Source organism: Streptomyces sp. NPDC050121 (assembly GCF_044460385.1).
In the GTDB taxonomy this organism is placed as follows: Bacteria; Actinomycetota; Actinomycetes; order Streptomycetales; family Streptomycetaceae; genus Streptomyces; species Streptomyces soliscabiei.
The window spans coordinates 12,070-29,806 of the sequence record NZ_JBITJV010000045.1; the positions used below are offsets into that span (position 1 = coordinate 12,070).

Below are 17,737 nucleotides of genomic sequence, written 5' to 3' on the forward strand. Positions count from 1 at the left end.
CCCGCACCGGAAGCCGCATCCTGCCCATGGCACCCACCGAGCTGACGCTGCGCCCTCACCAGAGGGACGCAGTCGCCGCAGCCACCCGGACCCTGAACCAGAATCCGCGCGCGAGTGTGATCGCCGCGTGCGGTACCGGCAAGACCCTCATCGCCGCCCGCACCACGGCCCACATCGCCCCACGGGGCAGGGTGTTGGTGCTGCTGCCGACGCTGGACCTGCTGTCGCAGACGATCCGCTCCTGGCGCGCAGCCGGGCGTAAAGGCACCGCCATCGCGGTGTGCTCAGCCCGCCAGGCCCTCGACCACCAGCCGCTCGGCGCCGATGTTCCCATGACCACCGACCCCGGCGAACTGGCGGCCCTCGCCACCACCTGCTCTCCCGGGCCGGTCACGGCGTATGCCACCTACGCCTCCCTGCCCGCCGTCGTCTCCGCCCACCGCGACCACCGTCTGCCTCCGTGGGACCTGGTGGTCGTCGACGAGGCCCACCGCACCGCCGGGCACCTGGGCAAGGCCTGGGCCGCAATCCACCACGACGACCAGGTCCCCGCCGCCCGCCGCCTGTACCTGACCGCTACCCCCCGCATCTGGGACGACGATCCCGGCACCGATGGGGGAGAAGCGGTGGCCTCCATGGACGACCCGGCTGTCTTCGGCCCCGTCGCCTACCGACTGACCCTCTCCGACGCCATCGACCTCGGCCTGCTCGCCGACTACCAGATCCTGGTCCCGGTCGTCGACGACACCGACCTGCGCGACTGGCTGGCCACCGGACCCGGCGCCGGCGTCGACGGACTGCGCCTGGCCGGACGCCAGGTCGCCGTCCTGCGCGCCATCCACGACCACCGGCTGCGCCGCATCCTGACCTTCCACCACCGCGTCGCCGACGCCCGCGCCTTCGCCGCCACGCTGGCCGACACGGCCGCCGCCCTCCCCGCGGGCCTGAGCCCGGCGGGGCTGTGGGCGGACTGGATCAGCGGCAGCCACGCCCCGCAGGTCCGCCGTCGTCTGCTCCTCGAGTTCGCCGCCCACACCGATCCCCACACACCGGCCGTGCTCTCCAACGCCCGTGTACTGGGCGAGGGCATCGATGTACCTGCTATCGACGCCGTCGTCTTCGCCGACCCCAAGAACAGCCCCGTCGACACGGTCCAGGCCGTCGGCCGCGCCCTGCGCCAAGAACCTGGCGCCGGCAAGAAGGCCACCCTCGTCGTCCCCGTCTACCTCACTCCCGGCGAAGACCCCGACGACCTTCTCGGCGCCGACGCCTACACCCCGCTGTGGCGTACCGTCCAGGCCTTGCGTGCCCACGACGACCGCCTCGAAGCGCGGCTTGCCGACCCGCGCACCTACCGCCCCACCATGCCCCCGCACGACCCCGATGCCTGGCTCCACTTCGACCGCCCCACCCAGGCCGAAGAAGTCGCCCTCGCCCTCTCTCTGCGGGTCCTTGCCCCCAAGAGCGCCGAGTGGCGCCGCGGCCTGACCGCGGCCCGCCGATACCACCGCGCCCACCACCACCTGGACATCCCCCAGGCCTATCAGGACCCCACTGGCTACGCACTGGGCCGTTGGCTGGCTTGGCAACGCCACCTGCACACCACCGGCGCCCTCGACCCGGCACGCACCCAAGCCCTCGAACGCCTCAGCATCATCTGGGATCCCCGCCAGCAGGCCTTCGACCGCGGCCTCGCCCACGCCGCTGCCTACGCCGCCCGCCACGGCCACCTCGCCGCCCCCGTCGACGAGGTCCACGACGGCTATCCCCTCGGGCGGTGGCTGGCGACCCAGCGCAGCCGCGCCGGCCGCCTCACCGCAGAACGTGCGGCTGCCCTCACAGCTTTGGACCCGTGGTGGAACCCGCCCTGGCCCCTTGCCTGGCAACGGGCCTACCACGCCGCGCGCACAGGGCGGGACGAAGCCGGGACGGCGGACGCGGGGGAGTGGCTCACGGCTCAGCGGGCCCGCGCCGATGACCTGCACCCCGGGCAGCTCACTCTCCTCGCCCAACTGGGACGTGACCCGGAGCCTGCGCCCTGCTCCCCAGCGGGCGGTCGACTGCCCGCGCGGGAACGCGCCTTCCGGCGCGGGCTGGCCGCCGCACGGTCCTTCCTCGAGCGAGAAGGCCACCTCGATGTGCCCCAACGGCACATCGAGGCCTTCGATGGCGACCACGTGCGCCTGGGCCAGTGGCTGAGCAACGTGCGACGCCGTCGTTCCGCTCTCAGCCCCCAGCGGCGGGCGGCCCTTGCCGAGCTCGGCCTGTGAGCGGGCGTGAGGCAAGCACGGACAGCAGGATGAGCCGGATCCTCGATATTCGATAATTTGTTCGTTTAGCCGTGTTTGTCAGTGCTGCCTTCTAAGGTGAGGCCTCATCCGTCTCGGCTGAGACGGATACGGAGTCACGTGTACGTGTGAACTGGGGGAGAGCGCGTGGACTTTGAGGATGTCGCAGGGCTTCACGATCACCCGGCATGGCGGCTGTTACGGGCTGACCATGCCCCGCTGGTGCTGGCATTCTGCGGTGCGGTGTTCGTCGATGAGAATGCCCGAGGCGTCCCCGAAGCGGTCCTCGTCTCCCGTCTGGACGACCAGCTGTATGACCTCAATGAGCGGGGAGCCGGTTCGTTCCCGCGGCCGGCCGCGGCCTATCTGACGGAGTGGACCGCCAACGGATGGCTGCGCAAGTACTACCCGCCCGGTGAGGACGAGGCGCACTTCGACGCGACCAGCGCCCTGGAGAAGGCGGTTGCCTGGGTCCGGGGGCTTCCCGCCCGTTCCTTCATCGGAACTGAGTCCCGGCTCAACACGATCGTCGCCCTGCTGCGGCAGATGGCGTTCGGGACCGAAACCGATCCGCAGGCACGGATCGACGAGCTGAGCCGCGAACGCGACGCGATCGACACCCAGATCGCGCAGCTTCGCGCCGGCGAGGTCGACATGCTGTCCCCGCTGGCCCTGCTCGACCGCTACCAGCAGGTCGAGACCACCGCGGTCGAACTCCTGCGGGACTTCCGCGAGGTTGAGGCGAACCTGCGGGAACTGGACCGGCGCCTTCGCCACGACGTCGCTACGGCAGAAGGGGGCAAAGGCGATCTGCTGGCGACGTTCCTCATGGACCGGGAGGCAATCGCCGAATCCGACCAGGGTAGGAGCTTCCAGGCGTTCTTCGACTACCTGTTGTCCCCGCAGCGGCAAGACGAACTCCGTGACCTGCTCGGGCAGGTGAACCTGTTGCCCCAGCTCGACGGCAAAACCAACCGCAACCTGTTGAAGATCCCGTTCGCATGGCTGGAGGCTGCCGAGAACACCCAGAACACGGTGCGCCAGCTCACCGAACAACTGCGCCGCTTCCTTGCCGACCGCGGCCAGGACGAGAACCGCCGCGTCCAGGACTTGGTGCGCTCCATCCAGCGCCGCATCGCGGAACTCGACGGGCGTAACGATCTGCCAGGCCTGGAACTGGACCTTCCCCAGGTGGAGTTGGCGCTGCCCATGGAACGGCGGCTGTACATGCCCGTCGAACGGGTGGAACTGGACAGCACTGTCGAGGAAGCGCTCGACGACGCGTCGGAGCTGGACATCTCGGAACTCATCGGCGGCGTGTACGTGGATCCGGAGATCCTCGCCATGCAGGTGATGACAGCCGTCCACGCGAGCCCCAGCGGACAGACGACCTTGGCCCGCGTCCTCGAGCAACATCCCCTCACCCAGGGACTGGCCGAGCTGCTGACCTACTTCCAACTGGCCCAGCCAGGCCTGGACGTCGTGATCGATCCGGACCGCACCTGGGAGCTCGTCTACGACAGGGTCGGCTCGCCCGGCCGCACCGCGGCAACCGTCCCGCGGGTGACCTTCGTACGCAACGACGACGGCGAAACCGCCGCCGAGGAGGAGCAGCCGTGAGCGACACACTGACCGTGCCCGTGGTGAACCTGCTGAAAGCAGGCGTGCTCTACCAGAGCGACGCCCCCGCCGTCTGGGACCAGATCCTCGCCCACCAGGCCGCCATCGGCGACTACCTGGCCGTCCTGGGCCTGCACCTCGTCATCGATCCCGCCGAAGGATACGCATACGCACGGCAACGCGATCCGGACACGCGGGACGACGGCGTCAGCGTGCCCCGGCTCGTCACGCGCCACCGGCTGTCCTTCGCCGTCAGCCTGATGCTGGTGCTCCTGCGCGGCCGGCTCGCGGACAGCGACGCCACCTCCTCCGACACCCGCCTGCTGTTGTCCCGCGACGACCTGGTGGACATGGTCCGCGGCTTTCTGCCTCCGCGCAGCAACGAAGCCCAACTCGTCGACCAGATCGACACCCACATCAAGAAGCTCTGCGACCTCAAGGTACTCAGAGCCACCAAGCAAGCCAGCTGGTACGAGGTACGACGCCATCTCAAAGCCCTGGTCGATGCCCAAGTGCTCGGCGACTACCACGACCTCCTCGCCACCTACCGCGACACCCTCGACGCCCCGAAGGACGACGCATGAGCCTGACCACCGCCGCGGTGCCGCTTCCCCAGCAGCACACCCCCGCCGACGACGCTCCCGCCGTCGGCCCCGGCTTCAGACTCACGCGGATCGAAGTGCTGAACTGGGGCACCTTCCACCGCACCGTCTGGTCCTTCAACACCGACGGCGCCAGCGCCCTGCTGACCGGCGCCGCCGGATCGGGAAAATCCACCCTGGTCGACGCCATGACCACCCTGCTGCTCCCCGCCCACAAGATCGCCTACAACAAGGCCGCCGGAGCCGAGGCCAAAGAGCGCGACCTGCGCTCCTACGTCCTGGGCTACCACAAGAACGAGCGAGTCGAAGCCACCGACAGCACCCGCCCGGTGGCACTGCGGGACGCCACCAGCCACAGCGTCATCCTCGGCGTGTTCACCAACTACGCCCTCGGCACGCACGTCACCCTCGCCCAGGTCTTCTGGGTACCCGACGCCAACACCAGCCAGCCGGACCGCTTCTTCCTGACCGCCGACCGACCCCTTTCCATCGAAGCCGACTTCACACACTTCGGCACCAGCATCACCGACCTGCGCCGCCGCCTGAAACAGACCGGCGCCACCCTCTACACCAACTACCCTCCGTACGGGAAGGCTCTGCGCCGCAGCCTCGGCATCCCCAGCGAGCAGGCCCTCGACCTGTTCCACCAGACCGTGTCGATGAAGGCAGTCGGAAGGCTCGACGACTTCGTCCGCGAACGCATGCTCGAACCCTTCGACGCCCAGGCGGCAGTCGACAAGATCGTCGCGCACTTCGACGCGCTCACCGCCAGCCACGCCGAGGTCGTGCGGGCCCGTCAGATGATCGAGCACCTGACGCCCATCGTGGAGGCGTGCGACCGCTGCGACGCCATCCAGGCACAGATCACGCTCCTGACACGGCGCCGCGACGCCGTCCCCCTCTTCTTCGCCCAGCGCCGCGAAGACGCGCTGACTCAGCTCGGCTCAGACCTCCATACCCGCATCCGGCAGCTCACCGAAGAACAGCACAAGCGCGCCCAGCACCTGGACGGACTGCGATTGGCCGCGGAGGGACTCCGGCGCCGCATCGACGGCGCCGGAGGCGAACGGCTGGTGGAACTGAGGGCCAGGATCGACGAGCTCGGCCGCGAGCGGGACCGCCGCCGCAAACGGTCGGGCGAGTACCAAAGCTGGCTCGAGCGGGCGGTCCTGCCACCGGTCAACGACCCGGCATCGTTCCACGAACGCACCACTGAGATCAGCCGCGCCCGCGAACAGGCCACCCAGCACGAACAGCAAGCCCGCCAGGAACTCGATGAACTCGCCGTAGCCCGCCACGCCAACACCACGGCGACCGAAGCGATCCGCCGGGAGATCACCAGCCTGCACAGCCAGCGCTCCAGCATCCCGGCCCGTCTGCTGGACCTGCGCCGGGACCTGGCTTCCGCTGCCGGCGTGGCCGCGGAAGAACTCCCCTTCGCCGGTGAACTCATCCAGGTCCGGGACAGCGAAACCGAGTGGTCCGGAGCCGCCGAACGCGTCCTGCGGGGCTTCGCCCTGTCTCTTCTGGTCCCCGAAGCCCACTACGCGAACGTCTCGCGCTGGGTGAACGGCCGCCACCTGGGACTGCGAATCGTGTACTACCGCGTGCCCGCACATATCCGGTCCGCAGAACTGCCCACGGATCCCAGCTTCCTGACGGGCAAACTAGAACTCAACCAGGACAGCTGGGCGCACGACTGGCTCGCCACCCAGCTGCGCTCCCGGGCCGACTACCACTGCGCGGACGACCTGGACACTTTCACCCGCTCCACCCGTCAGGCTGTCACCAAGCAGGGCCTGATCAAGAACGGAGGCGGCCGGCACGAGAAGGACGACACCTCCAGTGTCGACGACCGCCGTTCCTGGGTCCTCGGCTGGACGAACCAGGCCAAGTTGACAGCCCTCCTCGAGGAAGCACAGCGCCTCACTCAGGAGAGCGCCGAGATCACCGAACGCACCCGCGCGCTCAAGCAGCAAGAGAGTTCCAGGTCCGGCATACGCGATGCTCTCGCCCTTCTCGCGAACGTAGAGAACTACCACGAGATCGACTGGCAGGCCGCCGTCCTCGAACTCGAAGAACTGCAACAGCGCAAGCAGACCCTGGAGACCGAAGCCGGCCTGGACCAGCTCACCACGGAGCTGCAGGAGGCCGAAGACGGAATCATGGACGGCACCAAGGACTTCGACACCGGCCAGGAACACCTCGGCAGTCTCCGCAACGAACATAAGCGCGTAGCTGCCCAGTTGGAGAAGACCACCGTATTCCTCCGGCGTGCCGATCTCACCGGCGTAACAGAACACCGTGACGCGCTCACGGCGTTCCTGCCCGGCCCCACCGACAGCGTGCAACACCTTCTGGAGCAGTTGGACGCCGCAGAGACCCTTGCCGCGCAGCAGCTTTTGCACACCCGCGAAAACCGCACAGAGGCATACCGGCGCGCAGCCTCACAGACAGCCTCGAAGATGGCGACCTTCCGGGACACCTACCGTCAGTTCACCACCGACCTCGACAGCAGCATCGAAGCAGCGGACGGCTATCGGCAACTGCACAACCGTCTCACCGACGACGACCTCCCCCGCTTCGAGACCCAGTTCCTGCAGTACCTGCGCACCAACGTCATCCGTGACATCGCCTCCTTCCAAGCCCACCTCAGCGCCCAGGAGCAGCAGATCCGCGAGCGCATCGAGGTCATCAACGCCTCGCTAGCCGCCATCAACTACAATCCCGGCCGCTACATCCGCCTCAACGCCGCGCCCACCCCAAGCGTCGAGATCCGAGACTTCCGCCGGGACCTGCGCACCTGCACCAGCGACGCCCTGGCCACCGATCCCGACGACGCCTACACCGAGGAGAAATTCCTCCAGGTCAAACAACTCCTCGACCGCTTCAAAGGACGCCCTGAGCACACCCGCCACGACGCCGACTGGACCGCCCGCGTCACCGATGTCCGCCGCTGGTTCATCTTCAACGCCAGCGAAGTCAACCGCGCGGACGACACCGAACATGAGGTCCACTCCGACTCCGGCGGCAAGTCAGGCGGCCAGAAAGAAAAACTCGCCTACACCATCCTCGCCTACCAGTTCCGCATCGACTCGGGCAACAGCAAGACCTTCCGCTTCGTCGTGATCGACGAAGCCTTCGGACGGGGCGACGACCCCTCCGCACACTTCGCACTCGATCTGTTCCAGCGCTTGGGCCTGCAGCTGCTCGTGGTCACCCCGCTACAGAAACTGCACGTCATCGAGCCGCACGTCACACGAGTCGGCTACGTGGACCGCCCCGACACAGTCCGATCCCGCCTGAACACACTCACCATCGAAGAGTTCCGAGCTGCCCGCATGAAGGCAGCCCAGATGCCGGCTCCCCGACCCGGGTCTCAGCCATGACCACACGCCACTGGACCAGCCCCGAAGACGTCATCGAAAGCCTGCGCCGAAAATGGAACAGCGGCCGCTACCTGGCCGCAGCCGCACAAGGCCATCCCTTCGAGCCCATCTCCGTCCCCCTCAAAGGCCCCACCTCCACCGACGTCAACCGCCACTACAGCAAAGCCCTTGAATGGGCACAGTCCTGGGCAGCGCACCACCACCCCCACATGCGGATCCAGACCAAAACCATTGGCGGACACCACAACACGCCGACGAACACGATCCCCATCCGGATCTGGGTGGACACCCTGCACCAGCTCGTCACCCTGCTGCAGACGACCGCCGAAGCCGACCTGTTCCACTCCCTCCACGCCGTCACAGCCACCACGGACCCGGCCCTCACCGAGTGGATGGCCGCCCATCCCATGAAGGTCCTCAAAGCCGCCCCCCACTGGCAGCGCCTCATCGACACCGTCGCGTGGTTCCGCAACCACATCGCAGCCCCGGTATATCTACGGCAGATTGACGTCCCCGACGTCGACACCAAATTCATCGAGGCCCACCAAGGCATCCTCGGTGAACTTCTTGACCACTGCCTCCCCGCCGACCGCATCCACCACGAAGCCCCGAGGAACGACCTCGCCGCTCGCTACGGCCTGCTCAGCAAGCCCGCCTACGTACGCTTGCGCCACCTCGACGACCCACCGGGCCCCTACAGCGAACTCACCGTCCGAACCAGCGAACTCACCGCAGCACCACCAGGCACCCATACAGTCATCGTCCTCGAAAACGAGATCACCTACCTCTCCCTGCCCCCCGCCCCCGGCACCACCGCCCTCCTGGTGACAGTCTGCGGGGAAGTGTCAGCTGGGCATCGTCATCTGAATGTCAGTGGCGCAACCTCAGTGACCTGGTAGTTGGTGCTGACGGATGGTGCTCACCTGTTGCTGACATGGGTGACGAAAGACCAGGTCATTCTCGTGCCGACTGCTATAGCAGGTGCGGGGTTTGTGCTGGTCAGAGGTGCGAGACCTGTGGGGGAGCGTGGCACTGTCGCTGGCCGTGCGGGGTCTTGGCCGTGCGCGCCGCCAGAGTAACGGCCCTCTACGGGACTTGAGCCGAGACACGAGGCGTCTGCCTGGGACAGCAAGTCCGCGATGAGGGGCTGGAGGGGCCGAGTTCAGGGAAAGGCCCGCGCACCAGCGCTTCGTGGTGGTTGACGCGGTTCGCGTAGCGCTGTAGGTGGTCGGCGGGGTCGTCCTGGGGTGGCGAGCGGCGTGCGAGGTGCTGGTGGGACTCACCGCTTCAGGCCAAACCCGCACTGCCGATCGCACTAAGGTACGCACGTGCGCTACTCGGTGTGGGACAAGGAGATCAGGAGCAACTTTGACCGCAGGCAGCTGACGCGTCAGCAAAGGAGCTTCCTTGAAGGGCTCTTGCTCTGCCTCGAACCAGGCGCCTACCTCAGCGACCATGTCTCCACCGCTAACAGCACCGTTGTTGCCCTGACACGAGCGCACCAGGCCCTTGCCGGTCATGCCACAAGCGGACAGCCGCAACTCGGACTCCTCAGGCGGTGTCTGACCACGGCCGCCTCCACCGTGGCAGCGGGGCTCCCTGCGCACCAGGCCCTGGGCGGTGGGCACCAGGCGACGCAGGCCCACACGCTGCTTGCCTCGATCCCCGGCCTTCTCACCGGCGCGACCAGCAAGGCCACGGCCGCCGCATACGCTCTGCGCGTCCAGGCTCACATCGCCCCTACGGCAGCCCACATCCGTACCTGGGTGACCTCCGTGTGGGACGGTCCAGCCCTTTCGCCCGACGTGCTGGCACGAGCCCGTGGAGAGGTCGCCGCGCTCATAGTCCTGGACGGACGAGATCCTCGCTCCCTACACGTTGATCTGATCCGCAAGGGATCCAGAGCTGTTCAGGGCGCCGCTTCGATCACCGCAGTGCTGTGGCCGCCCTCGCGCACCTACCGCGTCGCAAGCCTTGTCCAAGGTGCCAGCCAACTCGAGCACCTGGACCAGCTCCTCCCGGGAGCACGGCAAAGCCCGCTCCACACCTCCCGCCCCGTCACCGTGGGGGCCCAAGAACTGACGGCCTGGGCTGCAGCCATCAAAGGGCCAGCAGTCATGGTCGACCTGCCTGTGGCCGCCGCCGATGCGGCGACCGCTGTCGTCAGGGCGCGGCGTCAGATCAGCGAAGCGCTCGACCAGTACGCCGCCGGTCAGCGGCTAGTCGACCTGACCCTTGGCCCCCGCAACATCACCGTCGACGACACCGGACGCCGAGAGCAGCACGACCTCACGAGTACCTCGGCGTCCATCGCCCGCCCACTCACCACCCACTGGCCCGTCTCCCTACGACCTGCCCTGCGCAGCGCACACCTGGCTGCCCGACTCGACGCTCCAATGGCCAGCTCCGCTCTCGCCTGGAGCGCCATCGATTCGTTGGACGTTGGCTCCACACAACTCGACCTCGTCGCAAAGGCCTGCGCCCTGCACTCCATCCGCCAGCTACTCATCGCCCTCTACCAGACGGTCACGAACTCGGCGCTCAACCACCTGCGCTCCGCGCAGATGCGGCTGGCCAACGACACAAGTGACCTGGCCAAGCTGGAACGGGCAGTGGGACGCACACAGACGCAGGACCAACCCGCAGCACGCGCAGCCCACACACAGCTGGCCGAGCAGGCCCGTCAGGCACGACAGCAGCTGGCCCCTCAGGAGCAGGCGGTGCGGTCGCTGGAACAGACCGTGACCTCGCACGCTGCTGTGGTGCGCCGCGTCCTGCTGAAAGACGGAGACAACGGCCATCCCCTCCGCCTCACAAGCTGGAAACTCGATGTCAACGGCTGGCTCGACGTCCTGCTGCCCGCACGGGCGAAGACGGGACAAGACGTACTCGATGCACAAGCGGCGATCGACGCTCTGGCCCGGCTGGCCGGCGGGTACGCCCAAGACACCCTGGCACTGTGGCGTGCTCGCCTGGCTGACCCCAAGCTCCTTTCCGACTGGCTCCAAGACCAGCAAGACGTTCTTCACGCACTGCTTGAGTGGCTCTACGCCACACGGAACAGCGCCATCCACCGAGGGCAGTTCACGGCCCCAGCGGACGCCATGACCGCACACGCCGCACGAGGAGTCGTCGACATGTTGCTGGAGTTCCTGGGCAACTGGCACAAGATCCAGTACTCCCAGGGCGCGGCAGAAAGCGAGGCCCTGAGCGTCATCCGCGATCTGGCCAACCGCAAGGACTCCCTGACTCACCACCTGGCCCAGGCGCCCTCGTGTCACCCGCTCAACCTCGAGTCCGTCACCGGACCGGGCGTCGACTGCTGGAACCGCCCGTAGCTCTTGCCTGTCAGGCGTTGATGTTGATGCGCAATCGGTTGTCAGGCCGCGAGTCCGTGCCACTCCACACGATCAGGCTGGCGCCCGGGAGTGCGCTGCCGCCTACTGGCGTACCCCCGCGCGCCGGCAAGCGGCCGCCGCAGCCGAGCCTGGCCGCGCTACCGATCCTGAAGTGATCTGTGCTGTCTCGACTTTCTGCTGAGCCTCTGGCCGGCTAGACATCTGTCATCCCGGCATGGGGCAGGGTCCGCTCGGGCCGCGCCTGCGTACGCGAGGGGGAAAATCGCCCGTGTTGCTGCCCGGCGGCCGGTAGCGTCCCGGGCCATGTACCTCGATGTGGACGCCGATGGGGCGTGGGAGCGGCTGCGGGCCAGCCGCTGGAATCCACCCGGCCGTGCCGGATCGGGATCCCGCCGCAAGACATATGCAGCGGCCCTGGAACAGGCCGAGCAGATGTTCCGGGCGGCCAAGGCCGTTGGACCTGCGACACGTCCCCTGCAGGTCTTCTACGGCCTCAGCCAGGCCGGGCGCGCCATCGCGGCCGCCGCGGTGACTCTCGGGGGCGAGGACTGGCGTCTCGTCACCCACGGGATCAAGGCATCCGGGTTCGACAAGCCCTTTCCCGACATCGAGCTCCGCACCGACGCACCAGGCACCCATGGCAGCTTCGTCCGGGTCAGCCAGGTACTCGACTCACCGGTGTGGGAGAAGGACCCGGTGCGCCTTGAGGCCCTGTGGGATCTGCTGCCAGTGAATCTCACTTATCCGCTCACGAACCGGGAGCGGACCACCCCGCTCTTCGCCGCCGCGAGCAGCATCCACGACGAGGACCACTCGCTGCTGAGTGTTCCCGTGTGCGACATCCCCGACCGAGTCATCGACGCCGGCACCCGAGAGGCACTGGCCGACTTCCTCACCGCATACCCTGCCGTCGCCCAGCACGACAGCTACGTGACCATCCGCACTCTCAGCCTCGGGCCGGCGGCACCACCCGACTACACGCGCTATGACCACGGCGGCGGCGAACTGGTGGTCAACTGGGCGATGCCCCAGGGGTCGGCAACCGCAGCAGAACGCCGCAAGCACCTGCGGGCCATGACCCGTGGTTATGTGGGCTTGCGGTTCTTCCTGCCCGTCCTCTCCTCGCTGAAGCGGGAGCTGCATCCGCTGATGGCCTGGTGGGCTGTGCTGTACGCCCTGTCGATGCTTGCCCGCTACGAACCCGCGAGCTGGGTGACCAACATCAGCGTCGACAACAGCGAGCACGCGGTCCCGATCGAGCGGCTCCTGGAGCGCGCCCTCACCCATCTGCCGGTCCTGATCGCGGACACCATCGCCGAGGTGAGCACTTGACCGCGCGGTGAGTGCGCAGGCGGCGCCTCTCCCTTCCGCTCCGTGCCGCATTCGAGCACCTCCGGGAACCCCTGTTTGCCGTGCACGGAAGCACGGAAGGTGGCAGTTTGCCCTCGCGTCATCCAGGCCGAGTTCACCGCGCGTACGGTCGGAGTCCGAAGCGGAGCGGCCGAAACCGCCCGGCAGGCCCAGCGCGGACCAGTGTGCCCAAGTCCTGGCCAACTGCCCTGACCTGCACATCTATTGACGCTCCCTCAACTCGCAATGTGAGGTGTATCACGTACCGGCGTGGCGGGTGGGGTCCTAGGGGGTGGGGGGGGGGGGGGGGGGGGGGGGGGGGGGGGGGGGGGGGGGGGGGGGGGGGGGGGGGGGGGGGGGGGGGGGGGGGGGGCGGGGGGGGGCGGGGCGGGCGCCCGCCCCCCCCCCCCCCCCCCCCCCCCCCCCCCCCCCCCCCCCCCCCCCCCCCCCCCCCCCCCCCCCCCCCCCCACCCCCTTAGAGGGCTCCGCGACCTGCCGGAACGCAGTTTGCGATCTTGTTTTCCCTGTCGTGATTCTTGAGCCGTGCCGAGGCGCCCGGCGCACCCACATCACGACAACGGGAGGAAGACTCCACCGTGTTGACGCATCTCGCGGACCTCGCCCAGATCGTTCCCGCCCTGCTCGGGTTCCTCTGGCTCGTCGCTCTCGCGTCCAATCCGATCGCCCCCTGCGGCCCGTCCGCCAAGGACCCGGCGAAGACCATCACCGACCACCTGCGCGCCATGGCCAACCACGCCCGGGCGGTGGCCGTGCTGCTCGCTCGCAAGTCCGGCGCGGGGGGCGACAAGTAGATCACGCCCCGGCGGCAGGAGCCGTCCGCCGGGGCATCTCGCATGGGGTGGACCACGGGGTTCCACGGATGCGATTCGCAGGCCAGGCGCACCGCGCCAAGGAGCACCGCCCGACGATGGTGCGGCCCTCTACGGCCCCGACGCCGACGGTGACTTGCTCCCGTCGTGGTGAGGTGGCGGGCCTGCCCCGCCACCCGGCAGCATGAAATCCGGTCGGCCGATGTCGGCAACGGCTCAATGTGAGACCACTTCCACCGGATGAATTGTGGCCCTCCTTGGCGGCCTGACTCGTTGAGTCAGGCCGGGAGGATGGGTGATCAGCGTGGAGGACTGGGCGGAGATCCGCCGGTTGCACCGGGCCGAGCAGATGCCGATCCGGGCGATCGCACGGAAGTTGGGGATCTCTCGGACCACGGTGCGACGGGCGGTGGCCAGCGACCGGCCGCCGAGGTACGAGCGGGCGCCGAAGGGGTCGATCGTGGATGCGGCCGAGCCGAAGATCCGCGAACTGCTCGAGGTGTGGCCGGACATGCCGGCGACCGTGGTGGCCGAACGGATCGGCTGGCAGCACGGCATGACCGTGCTGCGGGATCGGGTCCGTGAGCTCAAGCTCGACTACCTGCCGGCAGATCCGGCCTCCCGGACGGTCTATGAGCCTGGCGAACTGGTGCAGTGCGACCTGTGGTTCCCGCCCTCGGCGATTCCGCTGGGGTTCGGGCAGACGGGCTGTCCGCCGGTGCTGGTGATGGTGGCCGGCTACTCGCGATGGATCATGGCTCGGATGCTGCCGAGCAAGGCCGCAGCCGACCTGATCGCCGGGCACTGGCGGCTTTTGACCGGGCTCGGAGCCGTCCCGAGGGCTCTGGTCTGGGACAACGAGGCCGCGGTCGGCTCCTGGCGGGGCGGCAGTCCCCAGCTGACCGAGGACTTCGCGGCGTTCGCGGGACTGCTGGGCATCCGCATCATCCAGTGCCGTCCCGGCGACCCGGAGGCCAAGGGCCTGGTCGAGCGGGCCAACGGCTATCTGGAGACCAGCTTCCTGCCCGGACGCGTCTTCGCCTCGCCGACCGACTTCAACATCCAGCTCGCGGACTGGCTGACCAAGGCCAACCGGCGCCTGCACCGCACCCTGCAGGCCCGCCCGTCCGAACGGATCGAGGCGGACAAGGCCCGCATGCTGACCCTGCCGCCGGTCCATCCGCCGGGCTGGTGGCAATCCAGCCTGCGCCTGCCGCGCGACCACTACGTCCGTATCGACACCAACGACTACTCCGTCCATCCGCTGGCCATCGGCCGCCGCATCGAGGTCAAGGCCGACCTGGATCAGGTCCTGGCGTTCTGCGAGGGCACCGAAGTCGCCCGGCATGCCCGCTGCTGGGCCCGCCATCAGTCCCTCACCGACCCCACCCACGCGGCCGCCGCGAAAGCCGACCGCGAACGGGCCCGGCAACGGCCCGTCCCGGCCAGCCAACTCGAAGTCGAGCAACGGCCGCTGGACACCTACGACCGGATCTTCGGCGTCATCGACGGCGGCCTCAGCACCGGTGAGGGAGTCGCCTGATGACCACCAAACAGGCCGCGAACGGCCGCGACGTCTCCTCCGAACTCGTCTATCTGACCAAGGCGTTGAAGGCGCCCGCGTTGCGGGACGCGGCCGCCCGGCTCGCCGAACGAGCTCGTGACGAGGGCTGGAGTCACGAGGAGTATCTGGCCGCCTGCCTGCAGCGGGAGGTCGCCGCCCGCGACTCCCACGGCGCCGAGGGCCGCATCCGTGCGGCCCGCTTCCCCTCCCGCAAGTCGCTCGAGGACTTCGACTTCGACCACCAGCGGTCCGTGAAACGCGAGGTCATCGCCCATCTGGGAACGCTGGACTTCGTCGTCGGCAAGGAGAACGTGATCTTCCTGGGGCCGCCCGGCACCGGCAAGACCCACCTCGCCACCGGGCTCGGCATCCGGGCCTGCCAGGCCGGCCACCGGGTCGCCTTCGCCACGGCCGCTCAGTGGGTGACCCGTCTCGCCGAAGCCCACCAAGCGGGCAGACTCAGCGACGAGTTGACCCGACTGGGACGGATCCCGCTGATCATCGTGGACGAGGTCGGCTACATCCCCTTCGAACCCGAGGCCGCGAACTTGTTCTTCCAGTTCATCTCGGGCCGCTACGAACGCGCCTCTGTGATCGTGACCAGCAACAAGCCCTTCGGACGCTGGGGCGAGGTCTTCGGCGACGACACCGTCGCCGCCGCGATGATCGACCGCCTCGTCCACCACGCCGAAGTGATCTCACTGAAGGGCGACAGCTACCGCATGCGGGGCCGCGACCTCGGACGGGTTCCCACGGCCAACACCGGGGAATGACCAACATCAACTGACAGCGTGAGGTCCACTTTTCATCTGGTGCCCCCGGTCCACGATTCAGCCGTTACCGACAGGCCGATGTCAGTGGGACCCCGCATCCTGGAGGCACAACTGACGACGAAGGATCCCTGAACGACCATGACCGGACTGACACCGCGAACGTCGAGCGGACGACGTTGTCCCCGACGCGACTGCCCGACCGGTCGGAGGCGTTGATGGCCGACGGTCGGCCGAGCACGGTGCAGTTCCGGGGCGCCGCACGCGGACGTCCAGCGGGAACGGTGTCACCGATCTGATGCAAGACCATGGCCCGGCGGAATCCGAGGAGGGGATTGCGTCACCTCAGTGGCCGCATTGCTTCGGTGCCCCACGGACCGGGCGAGGCGAGGACGCACCCTTGAGAAGAAGCGTGACACGCTCAGAGCGCTCCTGTGTCGCATCGTCTTGAACTTGGCCCCCGGACTACGGTGACTGAGCGATTTCAGCGTTGTCTCCCCAGGGTGAGGACTGCTCTGGCTGCTGGCGTGGGGCGGTTGGGCTCCAGCGGGCGTGCGCATGTCCCAGCCGGATGCCCGGCGGCACCGGCCACGATGAGGCCCGGCGGCGGAAGCACGCGGACGCGGGCGAACTCGGCGTGCAGCTGGATCAGTTCGTGTTCGGCCACGAGGCCAGGGGCGGTCGCTCCCTCCGCCGGGGACAAGGAGCGACGGCCGATCCCGGCAGCCATCGCCCCCGATCCCGCCGGCACGGACCCACCCGTTGGCGTTGTTGCCGCAAACGGTCGTCAGGCCGTCGGGGCCGCGCCACTCCGCACGATTCCACTGGCGCCGGGAGGGCGCTGCCGCTTGCGGGCAACGACTGACTCGCCCGGCGAGGGCCGGCTTCGGGTGTGAGGGTCTGGTCCCTGAACTGTCCCACGGACTAGCTGTCTTGCCGTGCTGGAGGCTGGTGTGCGGGTGTGTGGCTGAGTTGTTCCAGGATGGCGCGCAGCTCGCTGTGCCGGATCTCGGGGTGAGACGGTGGGCGGCCGGACTGCTGCTGTGCGGGGGCGGCCGACAGGTGCGGTGGCCGGACCTGCAGCGGGGTGTGGGCGAGCCGCAGGCGGGCGGGCCAGGGCATGGAAGGCAGCCGGTAGACGGCGTCCTGGCACCAGGCTGCCGCCCCGGCGTTGGCCTTGGCGGCGATCTTGCGGGTGAGGCCCTGGTGGGGGCGGTAGTGAGCGCGGGGCGTGGAGATCAGTAGGCAGGTCGGTGACAGCGGTGCGAACACCTCAACTGCTCCTGGGAGCAGCGGGGGAGTGAAGGAGAAGGTGCCGTCCTTGTGGCGCAGAGCGACGCCGCTGTCGGGGAGCAGCAGCAGCGGTTCGGCCGAGTGCAGCAGCATCAGCCGCCGGCCCGGGGCTGCGAGGACATCCCGGGTGCGTTCGAACGCCCGGATCGAAGCACGCAGTGGCGAACGCGGGTCATCCACCACCGAGGGATCGGGAGCCGTGCGCAGGGCCGCCCAGAACACCTCCATCCGTTCTGCCTCCGACAGCGGCCGCCCTATCCGTTCCGCGAAGTAGTCGACCGCTTCCGCCGCCCACGCAGCCGGGAACACATGCCGGCCGACCTGGGTATCGAAGGACCGGAACGCCTGGGTGCGGACCACCTGCCAGGCCAGCGAGTCCACGACCAGCGCCTCCCTTGCCTGCTCCAGTGGCCACTGCCCCTCACGCAGGGCACGCAGAACCGGCGCGGACGGGTTGTCGACGTGGCGGTCCAGATACGTCTCCAGCGCTGTCCCCTGCTCGCCCTCGGTGAGGGGGTCGGTGTTGAAGTGCCGTGCCACCGCTGCCCGCCGCACAGGGGTGCGATGCTCCGCGCCGCCGCGCCACCGGCCGAGGACGTGCCCGTCCTCGGCGAAGGCCCGCAGCAAGTATTTCGGCACCAGGTGGTGGTCCTTGGCCGTGTTCGCTCCCAC

The 17,737-nt window shown here is 68.6% G+C and carries 11 protein-coding genes; 10 read left to right on the forward strand and 1 reads right to left on the reverse strand.

Annotation, left to right across the window (positions count from 1 at the left end):
* Positions 1–26 precede the first annotated feature (26 nt).
* From ACIBTS_RS41700 to istB, 10 genes are all read left to right on the forward strand, one after another.
* Positions 27–2,270 carry a Helicase associated domain protein gene (locus ACIBTS_RS41700; protein WP_399326113.1) on the forward strand — a complete coding sequence of 748 codons (2,244 nt, stop codon included), beginning with the start codon at positions 27–29 and terminating at the stop codon, positions 2,268–2,270.
* Between the two features lie 165 nt (positions 2,271–2,435).
* Complete coding sequence (locus ACIBTS_RS41705; protein WP_399326115.1) at positions 2,436–3,908, forward strand: DUF3375 domain-containing protein; 1,473 nt, start codon at positions 2,436–2,438, stop codon at positions 3,906–3,908.
* Positions 3,905–4,492 (forward strand): DUF4194 domain-containing protein, encoded by a 588-nt coding sequence (locus tag ACIBTS_RS41710; RefSeq protein WP_399326116.1) that lies wholly within the window; start codon positions 3,905–3,907, stop codon positions 4,490–4,492. The genes ACIBTS_RS41705 and ACIBTS_RS41710 overlap by 4 nt, the downstream gene beginning before the upstream one ends.
* On the forward strand, positions 4,489–7,899 hold the full coding sequence (locus tag ACIBTS_RS41715; RefSeq protein WP_399326118.1) for an ATP-binding protein: 3,411 nt from the start codon (positions 4,489–4,491) through the stop codon (positions 7,897–7,899). Before ACIBTS_RS41710 ends, ACIBTS_RS41715 begins: the two co-directional genes overlap by 4 nt.
* A complete protein-coding gene (locus ACIBTS_RS41720) occupies positions 7,896–8,798 on the forward strand; it encodes a DUF3322 domain-containing protein (RefSeq protein WP_399326120.1) in 903 nt (300 codons plus the stop codon). The genes ACIBTS_RS41715 and ACIBTS_RS41720 overlap by 4 nt, the downstream gene beginning before the upstream one ends.
* Before the next feature lie 1,218 nt (positions 8,799–10,016).
* Positions 10,017–11,237, forward strand: coding sequence for a hypothetical protein (locus ACIBTS_RS41725; RefSeq protein WP_399326122.1), 1,221 nt, complete (start codon positions 10,017–10,019; stop codon positions 11,235–11,237).
* 324 nt (positions 11,238–11,561) lie between these two features.
* Positions 11,562–12,590: a YaaC family protein gene (locus ACIBTS_RS41730; RefSeq protein ID WP_107448247.1), complete on the forward strand. Its 1,029-nt coding sequence runs from the start codon at positions 11,562–11,564 to the stop codon at positions 12,588–12,590.
* Between the two features lie 614 nt (positions 12,591–13,204).
* Positions 13,205–13,420 (forward strand): hypothetical protein, encoded by a 216-nt coding sequence (locus ACIBTS_RS41735; protein WP_159083441.1) that lies wholly within the window; start codon positions 13,205–13,207, stop codon positions 13,418–13,420.
* A gap of 313 nt (positions 13,421–13,733) precedes the next feature.
* Entirely contained in the window at positions 13,734–14,981 is a 1,248-nt protein-coding gene (gene istA, locus ACIBTS_RS41740) for an IS21 family transposase (RefSeq protein WP_399326124.1), read from the forward strand.
* Positions 14,981–15,775 carry an IS21-like element helper ATPase IstB gene (gene istB, locus ACIBTS_RS41745; protein ID WP_399326126.1) on the forward strand — a complete coding sequence of 265 codons (795 nt, stop codon included), beginning with the start codon at positions 14,981–14,983 and terminating at the stop codon, positions 15,773–15,775. The genes istA and istB overlap by 1 nt, the downstream gene beginning before the upstream one ends.
* 921 nt (positions 15,776–16,696) lie before the next feature.
* On the opposite strand, the gene ACIBTS_RS41750 is transcribed toward istB, so the two are convergent.
* Complete coding sequence (locus ACIBTS_RS41750; RefSeq protein ID WP_399326128.1) at positions 16,697–17,737, reverse strand: DUF4238 domain-containing protein; 1,041 nt, start codon at positions 17,735–17,737, stop codon at positions 16,697–16,699.